This is a genomic window from Acinetobacter sp. BY419 (assembly GCF_019038395.1).
Taxonomy (GTDB): domain Bacteria; phylum Pseudomonadota; class Gammaproteobacteria; order Pseudomonadales; family Moraxellaceae; genus Acinetobacter.
This window is the reverse complement of the sequence record NZ_JAGFXZ010000007.1, coordinates 1-19,668: the sequence shown is the minus strand read 5'-3', so window position 1 is coordinate 19,668 and position 19,668 is coordinate 1. Positions and strand designations below refer to the sequence as shown.

The following is a 19,668-nucleotide window of genomic DNA, read 5'->3' as shown; positions in this document are numbered from 1 at the left end:
AAAGTGTGTTTAAGTTAAAAGATTATTTTGGTGCCATACGGATTGCGCCATCCAGACGAATGACCTCACCATTTAAATAGCTATTTTCAAAAATATGTCCTACCAGCTGGGCGAATTCCTGTGGTTTGGCCAGACGCGGTGGAAATGGCACCATTTGCCCCAAAGCATCCTGAACATTTTGTGGCATGCCTTTCAGCATTGGGGTTTCCATAATGCCTGGCGCGATGGTCATCACTCGAATGGCCTCCCGAGCCAGCTCTCGTGCCAAAGGTAAAGTCATTGCGACCACAGCACCTTTAGACGCAGCATAGGCAGTCTGGCCAATTTGACCGTCATAAGCGGCAACCGAGGCGGTATTCACAATTACGCCACGCTCTTCTTCGCCAGATTGCAGCTCATATTTTGCAATTAAAGCTGCTGCATGACGCAACATATTAAATGTGCCAGTCACATTAATATTCAGCACTTTTTGGAACATGGCTAATTCATGGATGCCATTACGTCCCAACACTTTGGCAGATGGCGCAATACCGGCACAATTGACCAGACCATTCAGTTGACCATAAGTATTTTCGACGTGTGCAAGAAAAGCTTCAACTGCCTGCTCATCGATGACATCCAGCTGTACAAATTCAGACTGGGAACCCAGTTGCTGCTGTAGTGCTTGGCCCTGCTCCTGATTCATATCCACCAGAATCACTTTAGCGCCGTGTTCAACCAAGTGAGTTGCAGTGGCTGCCCCCAAACCTGAGGCGCCACCGGTAATGACTATTACTTTTCCCTGAATTTTCATGTTTCTTCCCTCGCAATTTTTATATTTCAGATACGACTTAATATGCAGAGTAAACAGAACTCTTCTTCTGTACAATTTCCAAATATTGCATCTTGCATGATGTATTTGGACAATGAAAATAAGGATATCAGACCGAATATGCATAAGATTGTATTGGAATATAGCAAAGGCACCATTTCGATTGATCTGGTGAACGAAGCCCTGCTAGATGCAAAACGGCTGCAATTTGATATCCCTGAAATTTTGAAAAAAGCCAACATTCCAGCGGAATTACTGAATGCTCCCAAGGCACGGGTGTCGGTCAGTCAATTTGCCCAGTTATGGACTGTGCTTGCAGACAGCATGAATGACGAATTTTTTGGTATGGACAGTCATGCGATGCGCCGTGGCAGCTTTAAATTACTTTCAAAAATGGTCATTCAGGCAGATACACTGGAAAAGGCGCTACAACACATTTTACAATTTCTCAACTTGCTCCTGGACGATTTGCAAAGCACGCTTATGGTTGAGGAACACTATGCCTATATCGTGATTTATGATTTAAAAGCCACCAAACGCGTGTTTAGTTATGCGACCTACCTGATGCTGATTCACACCTTGATCTGCTGGTTAAGTGGGCAACGGATCTTACTCAATCAGATTCAACTGAAATGTGCAGCACCCCTGGATGATTTTGATTACAAAGTCCGTTTTTGTGAACAGATTGAATATCAGGCCAGTGAAAACTATGTGCAATTCGATGCGAGCTATCTGCAACTCCCGATTAAACAAGATACCCGGTCCTGGTATCAGTTTATTCAGCAAACGCCACAAAATATATTGGTACGTTTTAAAAATCCTTATGCATTAAGCACCCAGATTCGCCGGAAACTTCTACAAGTTTCACCATCAGAATGGCTGGAACTCAATGAACTGGCTTTAAAAATGAATATGTCTGAAGCAACCATGCAACGGCGTTTAAAAAGCGAAGGTGTCAGCTATCAACAGTTGAAAAATGATATACGCCGGGATACGGCAATTGAATTGCTAACCCGTACTGAACAAAGTTTGCAAGAAATTAGCGATCAGCTTAACTTTCAGGAAGCCAGTGCATTTCATCGTGCCTTTAAGAAATGGACTGGAGTCAGTCCAGGTGCTTACCGCCAGAATAATATTAGTTAATATATATAAAGATAGACATTAAAAATATCAATAATACACACGCTCAATCTAAGATATTATTTTTATTATGATTATATATTTCAAGCCCTAAAGCATATATTAGCAGGACTATACAGTCATCCTGAAAGCTTTGTAATTCCACTTAGAATAGATTACTTTTCACTCAATTTATAGCACTTTGCTATTGGCTGAATTCTCTATTTTCATTTTCCTTTCATTTTGAAGGTATCTCCATGTTAAAGATGTCTGATGTACTTGGACAAAATCTTGTCCAAAACTTCTCTAAAGCTTTATTTTCTTCGACAGATCTGATCACGGAACAGTTGAATCAAGGGATTTTAAATGCATCGGATGCAGAACTGAAAGGTGCAATTCTGCACTTCTTTAACCAGGTAGACGCAGTGGAAACAGCGCAGGCGCTTGAAATTTCGGCAGAACGTATCAATGAATTACAGCAAGGTATTGCCTTGAAGGATGAAAAGTGTTTTGCAGATACCTTAAAAGTTGTGGCACTCTGCTTGGCAATCGAAACCGGTAGTCTGGAGCAGGTAGAAGTGTATGACTGTCTGCAAGACTGTCCGATGTAATTCTTTTTAAGAATTTATCAAAAGCGATGCTCCGGCATCGTTTTTTTTATTTATAAGAGTTTACTGGAATGTCATTAAAATACTGAGTGTGTCATATGCTAGAGCTTTAAAAAAACCAATAAAAAAGCGACCACTTCGGCCGCTTTTTTATAAAGAAAGATCACAGATTAATGCGGCCACTGGCCTAAAGTCACCCGGTCATTACCGCCGTAATCTTTTACAGTACGGACTTGCTTATAACCTGCTTGTTTAAACAAATGCTGTACGGCATCAGCCTGATCATAACCATGTTCTAGCACCACCCAACCCTTGACGGTTAAATGCTTTTTGGCCTGAATGATAATGTCTTCCAGATCAGCCAGACCCTTTTTCTGCGCAACCAGTGCACGTTCCGGCTCTGTCGCCAGATGCTGCATATGCGTATCGTTCGCATCGATATACGGCGGATTTGAAGCAATCACGTCAAAGAACTGACGGCCAAATGGCTTCAGCCACGAACCCAGAATAAATTCTACATTCTCAATATCATGCTGTTCGGCATTGTATTTCGCCACTTCGAGGGTAGGCGCATAAATATCTGATGCCACAATTACCCATTCAGGACGCTCCGATGCCAGCGATAAGGCAATTGCACCTGTCCCTGTACCCAAATCTGCCACACGGGCATCTTCAGGCAAATCCAACTTCAACACGGTTTCCACCAGCACTTCAGTATCCGGACGTGGCACCAAAGTATCTTTAGTCACTTTCAGATCCAAAGTCCAAAATGGCTGTGAACCTGTGACATAAGCCAAAGGTTCACCAGCAGCAATACGTGCCAGACCGTCCTTATAAGCCTGTTCCTGTTCAGGACTTAATTCCTGATCTTTTTTCATCAGCAGATCAAATGAATCAATCTTGGTGATGTGTTCCAGTAACCAGGCATTTTCCTGACGTTCGTAACTTTCAGCTTCGCCGCGCAAAGCCAGTGCTTGTAAAATATTCATTATCCACCATTCTGCTGTGCAAGCATGGCCAACTGATCGGCCTGATATTCGCGATGCAAGCTGTCCAGCAATTCAGTCAGATCACCTTCCATGACCGCATCTAACTTATACAAGGTTAAGTTAATACGATGGTCAGTCATACGCCCTTGCGGATAGTTATAGGTACGGATACGTTCTGAACGATCCCCCGAACCCACCAGGTCACGACGCATTTCCGAGGTTGCAGCATCTGCAGCAGCACGTTTAGCATTTTCTAAACGTGATACCAGCAGTGCCATCGCCTTGGCCTTGTTCTTATGCTGTGAACGCTCATCCTGACATTCCACCACAGTACCAGTTGGAATATGGGTAATACGTACCGCAGAATCGGTTTTGTTAATGTGCTGACCACCCGCACCTGAGGCACGATAGGTATCAATCCGTAAATCAGCTGAATTAATTTCAACCGAAGTATCCACATCTACTTCAGGCAAAATCGCAACGGTACAGGCAGACGTATGCACACGGCCCTGTGATTCGGTCGCCGGTACACGCTGTACACGGTGCGCACCACTTTCAAATTTTAAACGACCGTAAACCCCTTCACCATTAATCAGACAAATGACTTCTTTATAACCGCCATGCTCGCCTTCATTTTCAGACAAAATTTCAAGACGCCAGCCTTGTGACTCCGCATATTTACTATACATGCGGTATAAATCACCGGAGAAAATTGCTGCTTCATCACCACCGGTTCCAGCACGAATTTCTAAATATGCAGAATTGGCATCATTCGGGTCTTTCGGAATCATCAGGATGTTCAGCTCAGCTTCGAGCGACTCAATTAAAGCTTTATTCTCTTTAATTTCTTCCTGAGCCATTTCCTTGAAGTCAGGATCTGACAACATAGCCTGAGCGGTTTCGATGTCTTGTTCAGCCTGTCTGTACTTGGTCCAGACATTGGTGATTTCTGTTAAGTCATTATGCTCACGTGACAGTTGACGGAAGCGCTTATTATCAGAAATGACTTCTATATCAGCCAGTAATGCGGTCAGTTCTTCATGACGGTCAGAGAGTTGGTCTAATCGTAAACGTAACGATTCTTTCATTTTCTAAAAAATCTCAAACATTGGCTGTGACTAAAAATTGCTTTAGCACAGCGAAATCAAAAAATTGCGCCTAGTTTAACGACTCTGGCTTCTAATGAACATCATTATTGAGTAAGTCCGTGTCGCGGATCATTCATCGCTCTTACAGCACCTATTAGCAAATATGATTAAAAACAGTGAAATTGCCTTTTTTATAGTCGAACTTATTCTTATTTCTTGCTGATTTTACAATTTGCCAAATAAAGCTGCTAATTATGAAGAAACATCTTCATATTGTTTTGGGTATGATTTGTTACATTTGTCACATCGAAATAAATATAGTCCTATAAATGGACATGGAGTAATGCCATGAAACTCAATGCGCTTTTAATAAGTACAGTTTTAGCTGCTGGTTCAATGCTGACCGTAAACGCACATGCAGACAGTACGGCTCGTGTTGCAGCAGCAAGTGCTTTAGGTAGTGTTGCAGGTACAGCATTAGGTAAAAACATGGGTGGCAACACCGGCGCAACCCTTGGTGCGGCTTTAGGTGGTGCTGGCGGTGCAGCGGTTGCAAGCAGCAAGCAAAACCGTACTGAATCTGCAATTGGTGGTGCGCTAGGTGGTGGTGCAGGTTATACCGTAGGTAAAAATATGGGCGGTAGCAACGGCGGTTATATCGGTTCAGCCCTGGGTGCTGCCGGTGGTGCTGCATTAGGTAACAAGATTTCCAAAGACAAAACTGCAGAAAAAGCCAAATCACGTCACTACAAGAAAAAACGTCATTATCGTTATAACTGATCAATGCGTTAGACCTAAAATATTCGTCTTTAAGAGCACCTTCGGGTGCTTTTTTTATTGCTTCTCTATAAGATTAAACTTCAAGTAATACATGAAATTATCATATATACATCATGAATAAATTAAGGAGATAAAAATCACAATTCGCCAACATTGCCTCCATGCTGTTTAGCGCTTGCTAGATTAAATTTATCTTATCAACACAATATAGCTAGATATATATAAAAGGTGCCCTCATGAACTATAAATCTTTAATGATCGCTGTTGTAGCAACCTCAGCCATGGGTATGACAGCTGCCAATGCAGGCAATACAACCAATACAGCTTTAGCTTCTGCTTTGGGTGGTGTAGTTGGTGCCGCAGTAGGTAATAAAATGGGTGGTACAACTGGTGCGACAATCGGCTCTGCGATTGGTGGTGGTGCGGGTGCTGCAGTAGCTGCAAATAAACGTGACCGTAATGGTGCGATTATCGGTGGCGCATTAGGTGGCGGTGCCGGTTATGCGGTAGGCCGAAACATGGGCGGTAGCAATGCGGGTTATATCGGTGCGGCACTTGGTTCAGCAGGTGGTTCAGCTTTAGGTAAAAAAGTAAGCGAAGACCGTCGTTATGATGACCGTAACGAACGTCGCTATAACTCTTCTCGTAATTACCGTTATAACGATTATCGCTATAACAACCGTCGTCGTTAAGATTCTCCCTTTTGCTCGTTCCTCCTTTATAAGCATCTTCGGATGCTTATTTTTTTTGTTTTTATTTTTGATTTACACTTATATCGATTTCTTTCGATATACAAATACAATCTAAAGTCGTATGCTTTTAGAGATATCTATTTAAGAGTAATACTATGCGTACGCTTAACGATACCCAGTTCTCTATACTCGAACTGGTTCCTGTTCGTGACGACAAGACCATTCAATTCGCGCTGAACCATGCGCTGGAACTTGCCCAAGCAGCAGAAAAATTGGGTTATCGCCGGATGTGGCTGGCAGAACATCATAATATGGATGGCATCGCCAGTTCAGCAACCGCAGTTCTCTTAGGCTATTTACTGGCGAACACCAAAACCTTAACTTTAGGCTCGGGCGGAGTTATGCTGCCCAACCATGCCCCGCTGGTAGTGGCTGAACAGTTCGGTACATTGGCAACACTCTATCCGAACCGGGTTGAACTGGGTTTGGGGCGTGCTCCAGGTACTGATCAAATGACCATGCGTGCCCTGCGTCGTGGCCGCCAGGAAACTGAAGACCAGTTCCCACAAGATGTGCTAGAAATTCTGCAATATTTTAAAGATCCAGAGCCGCATCAGCGTATTGTAGCCACACCAGGTCAAAGCACCCACGTACCCGTATGGCTTCTAGGTTCCAGCCTGTTTAGTGCACAGCTGGCTGCGAAACTCGGTCTGCCTTATTCATTTGCCTCACATTTTGCTCCGCGTATGCTTGGTCAAGCAATTCAACTCTATCGTGAGAATTTTGAACCTTCTGAATATCTGGATCGTCCTTATATCTCAATGGGCGTTCCGACTTGTGTCGCAGATACAGATGAAGAAGCAGAATATCTGGCGACCAGTGCCTATCAGCGTGTTTTGTCACTGATTCGTGGTCAAAGCCTGAAACTTAAAGCACCAATAGACTCCATGGAAGGTCTGTGGACGCCTCCTGAAAAAATGTCAGTCGATAATTTTTTTGCTATGGCTCAGGTCGGTTCCAAAGAAACCGTTAAAGCTGGGCTGGAATCGCTTTTAGCCAGATATGATGTTGATGAGTTTATCTTTACTTGTGACATCTATGACGCTGACAAGCGTCTGCGTAACTTTGAACTGTTGATGCAGCTTAAAAACTGGCAATAAATGAAAGCGGCATCTACCTATTCTCAGCAATGGGTAGATGTTTTTAATCGTTAAAGATGAAAGGCTAAAATAAAACTAATCCGCTTAAAAGCATTTCTATCTACTACGCCATGAAGTAGCTTGCTCTTCTGAAGCGATAACTTCATTTCTTTTAGAGCGTATTTAAAGCCATTCAGAGCTCAATGAAACCGGATTTTATATTTCGAACAAATGGATGACTGTCTAAGTTAAATTTTTCACTTTACCCTTGCTCAAGTTTTTGTTTATATCTTATCCAAAGAAAAACTAATTATTAAATAAATTCAAGGAATTCTAATGTCTACCAAGCAGGATCCACAGGCTGCTATTTTTGAAAATCGCCCTGAACATTTTCAGCAGTTTACTGGTATTAAAGTGCCCTCTTCCGAGCTGCTAGCATTAGATTATGCAGATCAAGATATCGCGATTATTGGTACGGATCAGTTTACTGTAAGCCAGCTGGATAAAATCAGTCTACATGCCCGTTCTGTGAAAGTTTTCCAGATTAATCCTGCTTTTGTACTGCCAGGTTCAGACCGCATTCTGCAACGAATTATTAATCATCCGCTGATTGGCAAAAATCGTCGCTTGTTTAATAACCGGATTAAAAGTCTGCTTTCTCTGCGATTTTTAGAACATCAGGTGCAAAATTTATGGCTAAGACGCCAATTAATGCCAAATCTGGCATCATCTCCTAAAACTTATCTGAAGTCAGATCATTATTATGGTGCGCTACAGCGTGAAAATTGCCAGCTGATTACCTGGCCTATTCTGAAAATTTCTGAAAATACGATTCATTGCATCAATGGTGAGCAGCATCAAGTCGATATCATTATTCATACTTATTCAGCAGAATAAATAATTGAAGAGGGCAGTTAAATATAAAAAATGCTGGGCTGATGATGAGATTGGAGTTACATGCCAAGCACCAATTGACGATTCATTTTACAAAATAGCTAAGTAATATTTTTAAATATGATGCTTGGTATTTTATTTAGATTATAAATCTCATACATTATTTCGATTAATAACCGCTTACTTGTAATTTTTAACTATAAATCAGAGCCAAACCAAGGTTTAGCTCTGATCTGGTTTTTAACCGATACGACGTTTCAAACCTGTCATTTGCAATATCCGTGTCGAGATTTCCTCAATCGACATTTCGGAGACATTCAGATACTTAATGCCCTCTGAAATATAAATCCCCTCAATCGCACGCAACTCCATCTGGCACTGACTAAAACTGGCATAACGGCTATTGGCCTTACGCTCAGAACGAATAGCTACAAGGCGATCTGCATCAATCATCAAGCCAAAGAGCTTGTTTTTATGCGGTCGCAGCACAGCTGGTAGTCGGTTATCGTCCAAATCTTCTTCGGTTAGCGGGTAGTTCGCCACGCGAATACCGAACTGCAAAGACAGGTAAATAGAGGTTGGAGTTTTACCTGAACGCGATACGCCAATCAGAATCAGATCGGCTTTATCATAATGACGGGTGCGTGCGCCATCATCGTTATCCAAAGCAAAATGGACAGCATCAATACGGGCTTTATAGGATTCGGAGTCCGTCACCGCATGGGTCTGCCCGACTAAAGTCGTAGGAATCGTGCCCAATTCTTCGGCCAATTTACTAATAAGACCTTCAAATACATCAAGATTTACTGCATTTGCTGTATTAATAATATCGCGCACATAAGGATCAACCAAGGTATCAAATACGAGGGGTTTTTCACCGTCTATTTGAGCTCTTGCATTGATCTCTGCCACCACGCTTGTAGCGGCTTCTTCAGAGCTAATGTAAGGGATAATATGAATGTCAAATTTAACATGTGGAAACTGCGCCAACAGCGAGTGTCCAAGCGTTTCAGCGGTGATGGCCGTACCATCTGAAATAAAGAAAACACTACGCTGAATTTGTTTACCTTCCGACATTAAAATTCTCCTCCAACATTTGTCTTAGTGCTATATAATCTTTATAGTAAACCGATCTTACATGACTGTCGCTTAGTAAAATCAAAAACCTAGATGATTTGCTATACTCTCATGCCAAGATAGTGATTAATACTGCAAAAGTGGAGTAACAACTTTGGAAGCGCGCGTAATTGGTCTGGAAAAATTAGGGAAACACGACGTTGAGCTGGTCGGTGGGAAAAACTCATCACTAGGCGAAATGATCAGCCACTTAGCAAATGCTGGTGTATCTGTGCCAGGTGGTTTCGCAACGACTGCCGATGCCTACCGTGAATTTCTCGAGCAAAGTGGCCTAAACGCTAAAATCATTGCAGAGCTTGCTGCACTCAATGTTGATGATGTGAATGCACTCGCAGAAACTGGCGCAAAAATTCGTCAATGGATTGTGGATACTCCACTTACACCGGCATTAGAACAAGAAGTTCGTACAGCATTTGCAGAACTTTCTCACGGCAACCCTGACATCGCGGTTGCCGTTCGTTCATCTGCCACTGCAGAAGATTTACCGGATGCTTCTTTTGCTGGACAGCAAGAAACTTTCTTAAATATTCGCGGTATTGATAACGTACTGATTGCGATCAAGGAAGTATTTGCATCACTATATAACGACCGCGCAATCTCTTACCGTGTACACCAAAACTTCGCGCATGACGTAGTTGCCCTTTCAGCGGGTATCCAGCGCATGGTTCGCTCTGAAACTGGCGCTGCAGGTGTTATGTTCACATTGGATACCGAATCAGGCTTCCGTGATGCAGTATTCATTACCGCATCTTATGGTTTGGGTGAAATGGTCGTTCAAGGTGCAGTTAACCCGGACGAATTCTATATTTCTAAACCGCTTTTAAATGCAGGCCGACACGCGATCCTTCGCCGTAACTTGGGTTCCAAGCACCAGAAAATGATTTATGGTGAAGAAGCTTCTGCGGGTAAATCGGTCGTTGTGGTTGATGTTGAAAAAGCTGAACGCCAACAATTCGCTCTAAACGACCAGGAACTACAAGAACTTGCCAAACAAGCATTGATCATTGAAAACCATTACGGTTCTCCAATGGACATCGAGTGGGCAAAAGATGGCGATGATGGCAAAATTTATATCGTTCAGGCGCGTCCTGAAACAGTAAAAAGCCGTGAAAATGTCGGCACCATGGAACGCTACCTGTTGAAGCAACGCGGTACTGTAATCTGTGAAGGCCGCTCAATTGGTCAACGTATCGGTTCTGGTAAAGTCCGTATCGTAACGTCAATCAAAGAAATGGACAAAGTACAAGACGGTGATGTGCTGGTATCGGACATGACTGACCCAGATTGGGAGCCAGTAATGAAGCGTGCGGCTGCGATTATCACCAACCGTGGTGGCCGCACCTGTCACGCTGCGATCATTGCACGTGAGTTAGGTGTTCCTGCGATTGTAGGTTGTGGTAATGCTACTGAAGTGCTGGTTGACGGTCAGGAAGTGACTGTGTCTTGTGCTGAAGGCGACACAGGCTTTATTTATGAAGGTGCTTTAGATTTCGAAATTCAACGTAATTCGATTGAATCTATGCCTGCTCTTCCATTTAAAGTCATGATGAACGTGGGTAACCCTGATCGTGCATTCGACTTCGCGCAAATTCCAAACGCAGGTATTGGCCTTGCACGTTTAGAATTCATCATCAACCGTATGATCGGTGTGCATCCTAAAGCATTGTTGAATATTGACAGCCTGCCACGCGAAACACGGGCTGCTGTGATGGCGCGTACTGCAGGTTATGCTTCTCCAATCGAATTCTATGTAGAAAAACTGGTTGAAGGTGTTTCTACTCTTGCTGCTGCATTCGCAGACAAGCCAGTGATCGTACGTATGTCTGACTTCAAGTCAAACGAATACGCAAACCTGATTGGCGGTAAGTTATACGAGCCAGAAGAAGAAAACCCGATGCTGGGCTTCCGTGGTGCTAGCCGCTACGTGTCTGACAACTTCCGTGACTGCTTCGAGCTTGAATGCCGTGCATTGAAAAAAGTTCGTGACGAAATGGGCTTAACCAATGTACAGATCATGATTCCATTTGTGCGTACTGTGGCTGAAGCGAAACGCGTGATCGAGCTGTTGGCATTGAATGGTCTTAAGCGCGGTGAAAATGGTCTTAAAGTGATCATGATGTGCGAACTTCCAACCAATGCGCTATTGGCTGATCAATTCCTTGAGCACTTCGATGGCTTCTCGATTGGTTCGAATGACTTGACTCAGTTAACCCTTGGTCTGGACCGTGACTCTGGTATTGTTTCGCATCTGTTCGACGAACGTGATCCTGCGGTGAAAGCATTGCTTTCTATGGCAATCCAAGCTTGCCATAAAGCCGGCAAATATGTCGGTATCTGTGGTCAAGGTCCTTCTGACCATCCAGATCTTGCACAATGGCTGATGGAACAGGGAATCGAATCTGTGTCGCTTAACCCAGACTCAGTATTAGACACCTGGTTCTTCCTAGCTGAAGAAAAAGTGCAAAAAGCATAATTAATTACTCATAAAAAAAGACCCTGTTAAAGGGTCTTTTTTTATGGACGAGATAATTTGTTATTTGAAAATCTACCACCCCAAATCTATTTAAAAGCTAAACAATTGAATTCATAAATATAATTATATTCAAGCCTATTAGTACACGAAAACTGTAATGACAAACAAATACCAACAGTAAAGTCATATCAAAATGGCAATAATGAATATCTATCTAGCTGTCCAGTAAGATATCTTTAAAAATGCAGACGCTTGCTGTTTACGCATAAGACGCATTTTAATGAGAAATATGATTGAAAATCCTCAATTAATCTATATCTTACGATGAGAGGATGTTTGTTTTCAAAACCGAATTCAATACAATCTCGATTAAACCTACTATCAGTTCACATTTATATATTGAGATTCAGTCTATATGCAGATTTACTTGGCACGAAACAATCAACAAGCTGGTCCATATACGCTCGAGCAATTGAATCAGATGCTGGCGAATCAACAAGTCATGCTGACTGACCTAGCATGGCATCAAGGCATGAAAGAGTGGAAAGCCTTGGGTGAACTTACCCAAGGTAAATCAGTATATCAACCTGAAGGCTACGTCGCTCCAGCAGCAACACCTGAAACGCCTGTGTTTCAGCATAACCACACAACGAAAACGTCGTATAGCCAGCCCGGATCTCAAGTAGCTGCAAAGAAAAATGAACTTGCCAGTATCCCCAGTCGTATCCTGGCTAAAATTGTAGATCTGTTATTGTGGCTACCTGCGACCTTCATCCTGACTGCATTTTTCACTCCTGAACAGGAAACCCGCTTCGCTCAACTGAACCAGCAGTTTATGAATGTAGTGCTGAGCAGTGATGCAGATCCTGCGTTGGCTCAGCAATTACAGACCCAAATGTTTGAGATGTTTTCTCAGCAGGCATGGCTTGCCACAGCGGTCTATTTAATAATCATGCTGGCCATTCAAGCTTTCCTGATTGCCAAATCAGGCCAAAGTATTGGTAAAAAACTAACCAAAATCAAAATCGTAGATGCTGAATCTGGTGAAAAAACCAGCTTATTGCGTGCTTTCACCATCCGCAGTGTGCTGTTCATTTTCTTTAATATCATGTTTATGCCTCTCAGCTTAATTATAGATTGGGCTTTCGGCTTGGGTAAAAAACGTCAGACCCTGCACGATAAACTGGCCAAAACTCAAGTAGTAAAACAATAATTTAGCAACATATAAAACGGGATGATCTTTATCCCGTTTTTTCCTACATAACTTTGAAATTGAAATAAAATTCCTATAAATATTACCCAAACCCTCCTACCAAAATCGGTTTTTATTACAGGCATTTAAGCGCCTTTACATATAGCTTAGTTCATTAATCTCAGGCATAATGCCCAACAACGTAGCGGTGCGTTGTGATAAATAGGATGTTTTGTAAAAAATCAGCCTTTTTAGTCATGTGCACTTTAATCGCTATCCCATATTAAATTAGGGAATGGGACTCTTCACCGAGGTTGTAAAATGAGACAAACGATTTTAGCTGTATTGTCTTTATCTGCGATGACTGCACTCTTGACCGGGTGTGGTGGTGATATGGTACTTCTGAACTCTAAAGGTCCAGTTGCAGCAGGTCAAAGTAACCTGATGATGACTGCGATTTACTTAATGCTGTTGGTGGTTATTCCATCAATTATCATGGCATTATGGTTCGGTTGGAAATATCGCGCATCGAATAAAGACGCAGACTATAAACCTACATGGGCACACTCTACTGCGATTGAAATTGTAGTATGGGGTATCCCTGTCATTATTATTGGTATTTTAGCTTGGTTAACTTGGTGGGGTTCCCACAAGTATGACCCATACCGTCCAATTGAAGCAGATAAAGCACCTTTAACTGTTCAGGTTATTGCTGAACAATTTAAATGGCTCTTCATCTATCCTGAGCAAGGTATTGCAACAATTAACGAAATGCGTTTCCCAGAGAAAACTCCGGTAAGCCTTCGTTTAACCTCTAACTTCACGATGAACTCATTCTTCATCCCGGCGTTAAGTGGTCAGATTTATGCAATGGCAGGCATGCAAACTCACCTCAACCTGTTAGCTGATGAAACTAGTCCAGCTGAAGGCTACCGTGGTTTCTCCTCAAACTATTCAGGTTACGGCTTCTCACAAATGCGCTTCCGTGCACATTCTGTGACCGATGCTCAATTTGCTGAATGGGTTTCTGCTATTCAGGCAGGAAACGGTACTTCAGTTAACCCGAATGCAGTACAAAAAACTGTTCTAGACCAAGCTGAATTTGCAAATTTACGTGACGGTAACCGTGGTAAACACCAAATCGAAGTGATTATTGCAAAAGCTAAAACTCCTGAAGAGAAGGCTACTGCTGAAGCAATGAAGCCTTATCCAACTAAGCCACATCCTGTGACTTACTACTCTTCTGTAGAGCCAGGTTTGTTTGAATCTGTGATTCACAAGTATATGAGTAACTACCACGGTGCTGACCATTCAGCTCCTGTAGAAGCTGCAGCGACTGATGCTGTTGCTCATGAAGCGGCTGCTTCTGAAGCTCATGTAGCTGGTGAACATGCGACTGCTTCTCAAGGGGAATAAGACATGAGCTTCTTAGGTAAGTTAGGTCCAGATGCAATTCCTTACGATCCAATCGTATTGGCAACTGTTGCAATGATGATCTTGGGTGGTATCGTAGTTGTTGCCGGTATTACCTACTTTAAAAAATGGGGCTACCTGTGGAACGAATGGTTCACATCTGTAGACCATAAAAAAATTGGTATCATGTATATCTTCGTATCTGTGATCATGCTGGTGCGTGGTTTCGCCGATGCGATCATGATGCGTCTTCAGCAGTTCCTTGCAAAAGGTGGCGGCGAAGGTTATTTACACCCTGAGCATTACGACCAGATCTTTACCGCGCATGGCGTGATTATGATCTTCTTCGTGGCAATGGGTCTTGTAGTTGGTTTAATGAACATCTCTGTACCGCTTCAAATCGGTGCACGTGACGTTGCATTCCCATTATTGAACTCTCTAAGCTTCTGGTTATTCGCCGGCGCTGCGGGTCTGATGATGGTGTCACTCGCGTTAGGTGAGTTCGCTGCAACAGGCTGGATGGCATACCCTCCACTGTCTGGTATCGAATATTCTCCAGGCGTAGGTATGGACTACTACATCTGGGCACTGCAAATTTCAGGTCTAGGTACGCTATTAACGGGTGTTAACTTCTTCGTTACCATCATCAAAATGCGTGCACCTGGCATGAAACTTATGGAAATGCCAATCTTTACCTGGACATCTTTATGTACAGCAGTATTGATTATTGCCGCTTTCCCAGTGTTGACTGCAACAATTGCAATGTTAACGCTTGACCGTTACTTCGGTTTCCACTTCTTTACCAACGACTTGGGTGGTAGCCCAATGTTGTATGTAAACTTGATTTGGACTTGGGGTCACCCGGAAGTGTATATCCTGGTATTACCAGCATTTGGTATTTACTCAGAAGTTGTTGCGACTTTCTCGCGCAAAGCATTGTTCGGTTACAAATCAATGGTGTATGCAACAGTAGCAATCACAGTATTGTCATTCGTTGTATGGGTTCACCACTTCTTTACTATGGGTGCAGGTGCCAACGTTAACGCGTTCTTCGGTATCATGACCATGATTATTGCGATTCCTACAGGTGTGAAGATCTTCTCTTGGCTGTTCACCATGTACAAGGGTCGTATTGTTTACACTACCCCAATGCTATGGACACTTGGCTTCCTTGTGACTTTCGGTATCGGTGGTTTAACAGGTGTATTGATGGCGGTTCCACCAGCGGACTTCCTGGTACATAACTCTTTATTCCTGATTGCCCACTTCCATAACGTAATTATTGGTGGTGTAGTATTCGCGATGTTCGCAGGTATCATCTTCTACTGGCCGAAAATGTTCGGTTGGAGACTGAATGAAACTTGGGGTAAAGCAGCGTTCTGGTTCTGGTTCTTCGGTTTCTACTTTGCATTCATGCCGCTTTATATCCTTGGTTTCATGGGTATGACTCGTCGTTTGAATACATTTGATAACCCAGACTGGGACCCGTATGTAAACATTGCAATGTTTGGTGCAATTCTGATTGCGCTGGGTATTGTATGTTTCATCATGCAAATCGTGGTTGGTTTCCTACAACGTGAGCAACGTCTAGATTTGACTGGCGATCCATGGGATGGTCGTACCCTTGAATGGTCGACATCATCTCCTGCTCCATTCTATAACTTCGCTCATCTTCCAACGATCCATGGTATTGATACTTTCTGGATCGAGAAAGAAAATGGTGTTGCGTACGCAAAACCGACGAAGTATGAAGACGTGCATATGCCGACTAACCGTGCTGCTGGTTTCGTTATCGCGATGTTCATCACTATTATGGGCTTCGGTTTAATCTGGCACATCTGGTGGTTAGTAGTTGTTACGTTCATTGCTTCTATCGTTAGCTTCATCGTGTCTTCTTTCACCAAGAAAGTGGATTACTATGTTCCAGCTGCTGAAGTTGAGCGTATTGAAAACGAACGCTATGCGATTCTTGAAAAACACTTGAAGAAGGACTAAGACAATGGCTGAAGTACTTCATCACGATAACCAAGGACACGATGAGCATCATCATCACGATGATACTGATATCACCGTCTTTGGTTTCTGGACTTACTTGATGAGTGACCTTGTCCTGTTCGGTACACTCTTCATTGCGTTCGCTGTTTTAAGTAGCCACATCCCTGTGGGTACTCCAAGTGCGAGAGACCTGTTTGGCGACTCTTTAGGTTTCGTTCTTACTGAAACCTTCGCCCTCTTGATCTCTTCTGTAACCTTTGGTTTTGCAGTTCTTGCTGCATACAAAAAAGATGTTGCAAAAGTACTGACTTGGTTAGCGATTACTTGGGTATTCGGTGCTGCGTTTATCGGCATGGAACTTTATGAGTTCAATCATTTAGTTCATGCCGGTCATGGTCCAAGCACAAGTGCGTTCTTATCTGCGTTCTTTACTTTGGTAGGTACGCACGGTATTCACGTAACTTCTGGTCTGGTCTGGATGATCGTGCTTATGGTTCAAATCAAGAAATATGGTTTGACTCTTGCAAACACGCGTCGTCTAGCTTGCCTAAGCTTGTTCTGGCACTTCCTTGACATCGTTTGGATCTGTGTATTCAGCGTAGTTTACTTGATGGGAGTTCTGTAATGAGTCACGATCATAATGCTGCTGGCGAATCACACGGTAACGTTAAGCAATATACTGTTGGTTTCATCCTTTCTGTCATCCTTACCGTAATTCCATTCGGTATGGTAATGGCAGGCGGTTTTGGCCGTGGTACATTGATTACCGTCATTGCGATTACTGCGGTTGCTCAGATTCTTGTGCAGTTAATTTACTTCCTGCATATGAACTCTTCTTCAGAGCAACGCTGGAACGTGATTGCGTTCGTGTATACCATCTTAACCATCGCTATTCTTTTAGTGGGTTCTGTATGGATCATGAATTACCTACACTACAACATGATGATCTAAACTGATCATCATGCTGAAAAAGTATTTATTCCTGACTAAGCCAGGAATTCTCTTCGGTAACTTTGTTACCACTTTGGGTGGCTACTTCGTAGCCACTCAAGGTTCTGTAGATTTCCTTCTCCTGCTTATTACCCTTCTCGGTACTACGCTTGTCGTAGCATCAGGATGTGTGGTCAACAACGTGATTGACCAGGACATCGACCAAAAAATGCAGCGCACACAAAACCGTGCTCTCGTCACCAAAACCATTTCCGAACCTGTTGCCCTGGCATTTGCCCTGGTATTAGGCATCGTTGGTTTTAGTCTTTTATGGTTCTGGGTAAATGCGTACGCTTTCTTATTCGCGGTGATTGGTTTTGTCGTATATGTTGGTTTTTACAGCTTATGGACAAAACGAACCACAATTCATCAAACTGTAGTCGGCAGTATCTCTGGTGCAGCTCCGCCTGTCATTGGTTATACCGCAGTGGCCAATCAATTTGACCTGGGTGCGTTACTGATCTTTTTAGGTTATGCACTATGGCAAATGCCTCACTCATGGGCGATTGCGATTTACCGCTTTGATGATTACAAAAACGCAGGTATTCCGATCTTGCCAGTGGCGCGTTCGATTCATCGTACCAAGATTGAATCACTGGTTTATGTGGTGTTATTCACCCTGACCATGAATGCGTTATTTGTCTTTGGTTATGCCAACTGGTTCTATGCAGTGGTTTTAAACTTACTGTGCATTTACTGGTTGTATCTGGGTGTCATTGGATTTAAAGCTGAAAATGATCAACTTTGGGCAAAGAAATATTTCCTGTTCTCTGTGATCCTGATTACTGTAATCAGTATTATCTTTAGTTTTACCTCAACTGCACCACCTACACAGATTGTGTTTTTTTAAAAGATAGAGTTAGTCTCTATCTTTTTTTATTTTGATTCCTGCTGAACTCTCAAATTTTTAACCATCTCCCTACCCGATCTGCTTGATTTTGTCTCCGGCGGTTCCTTTGCTCAGAAATACTTGTATTTCAGCGCTAAAATCACTACAATTCACCCTTCGCTTTTAATAGCGGCACAACTTCGGTTGTGACTCCTTGCTTCAATTTAACTATAAATTGGGGCTGCCTAAACCGTAAGGAGCTGACAATGCGTCACTACGAAATCGTACTATTGGTACATCCAGACCAAAGCGATCAAGTTGTGGGAATGGTAGAACGTTACCTAACTCACATCAAAGAAGCTGAAGGTCAAATCCACCGTCTAGAAGACTGGGGTCGTCGTCAATTGGCTTACCCAATTAACAAGATCCATAAAGCTCACTACATTCTTATGAATGTTGAGTGTGGTCAAACGACTCTTGATGAGCTTGAAGAATTGTTCCGTTATAACGACGCAATCATTCGTAGCCTGATCATCCGTCGTGAAAATGCAATCACTGAAGAGTCATTGCTTGCTAAAAGTGCTGAAGAAAAGCGTGCGCGTAAAGCTCAACGTGAAGAAGCACAACAATCTCAAGATTCTGCTGAAGCATAAGGAGAACATTACATGGCACGTTTTTACCGTCGTCGCAAGTTCTGCCGCTTTACAGCTGAGAAAGTTGCGTACATCGATTACAAAGATATCGACACTTTAAAACAGTACGTTACTGAAAACGGCAAAATTGTTCCTAGCCGTATTACAGGTACTAAAGCTCGTTACCAACGTCAATTAGCGCTTGCTATTAAACAAGCTCGCTACTTGTCTTTGATCCCTTACACTGACAATCATAAGTGAGGTTGAGCTGTGGATATTATTTTATTACAACGCATTAAAAACCTAGGTAAACTAGGCGATAAAGTATCAGTTAAAGCTGGTTATGGCCGTAACTTCCTTATCCCACAAGGTATGGCAGTTGCTGCAACAGAATCAAACACTGCTGCTTTTGAAGCTCGTCGTGCTGAACTTGAGAAAGCTGAAGCTGATATTTTAGCTGCTGCTCAAGCACGTGCTGACCAATTGAACGAAGTAAATATCGTAATCACTGCGAAAGCTGGTGACGAAGGTAAACTATTCGGTTCAATCGGTACTCGTGACATCGCTGACGCGTTGACAAATGCTGGTCTAGAAGTAGACCGTGCTGAAGTACGTCTTCCAAATGGCGCACTTCGTCACACTGGCGAATTTAACATCGCAATCCAATTGCACCATGATGTTATTGCAGAAGTTCTAGTTACTATCGTAGCTGAGTAATTTCTCGCCTCAAAAAAGCATGCGAAAGCATGCTTTTTTTATCTCTTAGATTCTCAAATGAAGTGCAACAGAGATTAAATTATTGGAAAGAAGCAAGATGAGCTAGCATTTTGCTTCCGACCGACCAAAGTCAAAGTTGCATCATGAACTATACTCACCTTACCCAAGAA

At 42.8% G+C, this 19,668-nt stretch carries 20 protein-coding genes; 16 read left to right on the top strand and 4 right to left on the bottom strand.

Features of this window, described 5'->3' with window-relative positions; all coding sequences use genetic code 11:
• Positions 1–22: 22 nt before the first annotated feature.
• Positions 23–793, bottom strand: a complete 771-nt coding sequence (locus KUG37_RS04265) for an SDR family NAD(P)-dependent oxidoreductase (protein WP_216936301.1) — start codon at positions 791–793, stop codon at positions 23–25.
• 138 nt (positions 794–931) lie between these two features.
• Here KUG37_RS04265 and KUG37_RS04260 point away from each other — a divergent pair, with 138 nt between their 5' ends.
• Positions 932–1,954: an AraC family transcriptional regulator gene (locus tag KUG37_RS04260; protein WP_216936303.1), complete on the top strand. Its 1,023-nt coding sequence runs from the start codon at positions 932–934 to the stop codon at positions 1,952–1,954.
• A 233-nt stretch (positions 1,955–2,187) separates the two neighbouring features.
• Positions 2,188–2,541, top strand: coding sequence for a hypothetical protein (locus KUG37_RS04255; protein WP_216936305.1), 354 nt, complete (start codon positions 2,188–2,190; stop codon positions 2,539–2,541).
• A gap of 167 nt (positions 2,542–2,708) precedes the next feature.
• On the opposite strand, the gene prmC is transcribed toward KUG37_RS04255, so the two are convergent.
• Together prmC and prfA are read right to left on the bottom strand one after the other, a co-directional pair.
• On the bottom strand, positions 2,709–3,527 hold the full coding sequence (gene prmC, locus KUG37_RS04250) for a peptide chain release factor N(5)-glutamine methyltransferase (protein WP_216936308.1): 819 nt from the start codon (positions 3,525–3,527) through the stop codon (positions 2,709–2,711).
• A complete protein-coding gene (gene prfA, locus KUG37_RS04245) occupies positions 3,527–4,615 on the bottom strand; it encodes a peptide chain release factor 1 (protein WP_216936310.1) in 1,089 nt (362 codons plus the stop codon). Before prfA ends, prmC begins: the two co-directional genes overlap by 1 nt.
• 348 nt (positions 4,616–4,963) lie before the next feature.
• Here prfA and KUG37_RS04240 point away from each other — a divergent pair, with 348 nt between their 5' ends.
• The 4 genes from KUG37_RS04240 to KUG37_RS04225 all read left to right on the top strand — a co-directional run bounded on the left by KUG37_RS04240 (position 4,964) and on the right by KUG37_RS04225 (position 8,123).
• A complete protein-coding gene (locus KUG37_RS04240; protein ID WP_216936312.1) occupies positions 4,964–5,395 on the top strand; it encodes a glycine zipper 2TM domain-containing protein in 432 nt (143 codons plus the stop codon).
• A gap of 236 nt (positions 5,396–5,631) precedes the next feature.
• Positions 5,632–6,087, top strand: coding sequence for a hypothetical protein (locus KUG37_RS04235; RefSeq protein WP_216936314.1), 456 nt, complete (start codon positions 5,632–5,634; stop codon positions 6,085–6,087).
• Between the two features lie 155 nt (positions 6,088–6,242).
• Positions 6,243–7,247, top strand: coding sequence for an LLM class flavin-dependent oxidoreductase (locus KUG37_RS04230; protein WP_216936316.1), 1,005 nt, complete (start codon positions 6,243–6,245; stop codon positions 7,245–7,247).
• 315 nt (positions 7,248–7,562) lie between these two features.
• A complete protein-coding gene (locus tag KUG37_RS04225) occupies positions 7,563–8,123 on the top strand; it encodes a flavoprotein (protein WP_216936318.1) in 561 nt (186 codons plus the stop codon).
• A 237-nt stretch (positions 8,124–8,360) separates the two neighbouring features.
• Here the strand turns inward: KUG37_RS04225 and KUG37_RS04220 are convergent, their stop codons facing one another.
• Positions 8,361–9,197, bottom strand: a complete 837-nt coding sequence (locus tag KUG37_RS04220; protein WP_216936320.1) for a pyruvate, water dikinase regulatory protein — start codon at positions 9,195–9,197, stop codon at positions 8,361–8,363.
• A 154-nt stretch (positions 9,198–9,351) separates the two neighbouring features.
• On the opposite strand from KUG37_RS04220, the gene ppsA reads away from it, so the two are divergent.
• The 10 genes from ppsA to rplI all read left to right on the top strand — a co-directional run bounded on the left by ppsA (position 9,352) and on the right by rplI (position 19,498).
• A complete protein-coding gene (gene ppsA / locus KUG37_RS04215; RefSeq protein WP_216936323.1) occupies positions 9,352–11,730 on the top strand; it encodes a phosphoenolpyruvate synthase in 2,379 nt (792 codons plus the stop codon).
• Between the two features lie 415 nt (positions 11,731–12,145).
• Positions 12,146–12,943: an RDD family protein gene (locus tag KUG37_RS04210; RefSeq protein WP_216936325.1), complete on the top strand. Its 798-nt coding sequence runs from the start codon at positions 12,146–12,148 to the stop codon at positions 12,941–12,943.
• 300 nt (positions 12,944–13,243) lie between these two features.
• On the top strand, positions 13,244–14,338 hold the full coding sequence (gene cyoA, locus KUG37_RS04205; protein WP_216936327.1) for a ubiquinol oxidase subunit II: 1,095 nt from the start codon (positions 13,244–13,246) through the stop codon (positions 14,336–14,338).
• Between the two features lie 3 nt (positions 14,339–14,341).
• Positions 14,342–16,330 carry a cytochrome o ubiquinol oxidase subunit I gene (gene cyoB / locus KUG37_RS04200; RefSeq protein WP_216936329.1) on the top strand — a complete coding sequence of 663 codons (1,989 nt, stop codon included), beginning with the start codon at positions 14,342–14,344 and terminating at the stop codon, positions 16,328–16,330.
• Positions 16,331–16,334: 4 nt separating this feature from the next.
• Positions 16,335–16,955, top strand: a complete 621-nt coding sequence (cyoC, locus tag KUG37_RS04195) for a cytochrome o ubiquinol oxidase subunit III (RefSeq protein ID WP_216936331.1) — start codon at positions 16,335–16,337, stop codon at positions 16,953–16,955.
• On the top strand, positions 16,955–17,281 hold the full coding sequence (locus tag KUG37_RS04190) for a cytochrome o ubiquinol oxidase subunit IV (RefSeq protein ID WP_216936334.1): 327 nt from the start codon (positions 16,955–16,957) through the stop codon (positions 17,279–17,281). Before cyoC ends, KUG37_RS04190 begins: the two co-directional genes overlap by 1 nt.
• Before the next feature lie 10 nt (positions 17,282–17,291).
• Positions 17,292–18,170, top strand: coding sequence for a heme o synthase (cyoE, locus tag KUG37_RS04185; RefSeq protein ID WP_216936337.1), 879 nt, complete (start codon positions 17,292–17,294; stop codon positions 18,168–18,170).
• 245 nt (positions 18,171–18,415) lie between these two features.
• Positions 18,416–18,802, top strand: coding sequence for a 30S ribosomal protein S6 (rpsF, locus tag KUG37_RS04180; RefSeq protein ID WP_153371619.1), 387 nt, complete (start codon positions 18,416–18,418; stop codon positions 18,800–18,802).
• A gap of 12 nt (positions 18,803–18,814) precedes the next feature.
• A complete protein-coding gene (gene rpsR / locus KUG37_RS04175) occupies positions 18,815–19,042 on the top strand; it encodes a 30S ribosomal protein S18 (RefSeq protein ID WP_068888352.1) in 228 nt (75 codons plus the stop codon).
• A 9-nt stretch (positions 19,043–19,051) separates the two neighbouring features.
• Positions 19,052–19,498, top strand: coding sequence for a 50S ribosomal protein L9 (rplI, locus tag KUG37_RS04170; protein ID WP_216936339.1), 447 nt, complete (start codon positions 19,052–19,054; stop codon positions 19,496–19,498).
• The last annotated feature ends 170 nt before the right edge of the window (positions 19,499–19,668 follow it).

Coding starts and splice junctions, on each gene's coding strand:
- KUG37_RS04265 (WP_216936301.1), bottom strand. CDS start 793: ATGAAAATTCAGGGAAAAGTAATAGTCATTACCGGTGGCGCCTCAGGT.
- KUG37_RS04260 (WP_216936303.1), top strand. CDS start 932: ATGCATAAGATTGTATTGGAATATAGCAAAGGCACCATTTCGATTGAT.
- KUG37_RS04255 (WP_216936305.1), top strand. CDS start 2,188: ATGTTAAAGATGTCTGATGTACTTGGACAAAATCTTGTCCAAAACTTC.
- prmC (WP_216936308.1), bottom strand. CDS start 3,527: ATGAATATTTTACAAGCACTGGCTTTGCGCGGCGAAGCTGAAAGTTAC.
- prfA (WP_216936310.1), bottom strand. CDS start 4,615: ATGAAAGAATCGTTACGTTTACGATTAGACCAACTCTCTGACCGTCAT.
- KUG37_RS04240 (WP_216936312.1), top strand. CDS start 4,964: ATGAAACTCAATGCGCTTTTAATAAGTACAGTTTTAGCTGCTGGTTCA.
- KUG37_RS04235 (WP_216936314.1), top strand. CDS start 5,632: ATGAACTATAAATCTTTAATGATCGCTGTTGTAGCAACCTCAGCCATG.
- KUG37_RS04230 (WP_216936316.1), top strand. CDS start 6,243: ATGCGTACGCTTAACGATACCCAGTTCTCTATACTCGAACTGGTTCCT.
- KUG37_RS04225 (WP_216936318.1), top strand. CDS start 7,563: ATGTCTACCAAGCAGGATCCACAGGCTGCTATTTTTGAAAATCGCCCT.
- KUG37_RS04220 (WP_216936320.1), bottom strand. CDS start 9,197: ATGTCGGAAGGTAAACAAATTCAGCGTAGTGTTTTCTTTATTTCAGAT.
- KUG37_RS04210 (WP_216936325.1), top strand. CDS start 12,146: ATGCAGATTTACTTGGCACGAAACAATCAACAAGCTGGTCCATATACG.
- cyoA (WP_216936327.1), top strand. CDS start 13,244: ATGAGACAAACGATTTTAGCTGTATTGTCTTTATCTGCGATGACTGCA.
- cyoB (WP_216936329.1), top strand. CDS start 14,342: ATGAGCTTCTTAGGTAAGTTAGGTCCAGATGCAATTCCTTACGATCCA.
- cyoC (WP_216936331.1), top strand. CDS start 16,335: ATGGCTGAAGTACTTCATCACGATAACCAAGGACACGATGAGCATCAT.
- KUG37_RS04190 (WP_216936334.1), top strand. CDS start 16,955: ATGAGTCACGATCATAATGCTGCTGGCGAATCACACGGTAACGTTAAG.
- cyoE (WP_216936337.1), top strand. CDS start 17,292: ATGCTGAAAAAGTATTTATTCCTGACTAAGCCAGGAATTCTCTTCGGT.
- rpsF (WP_153371619.1), top strand. CDS start 18,416: ATGCGTCACTACGAAATCGTACTATTGGTACATCCAGACCAAAGCGAT.
- rpsR (WP_068888352.1), top strand. CDS start 18,815: ATGGCACGTTTTTACCGTCGTCGCAAGTTCTGCCGCTTTACAGCTGAG.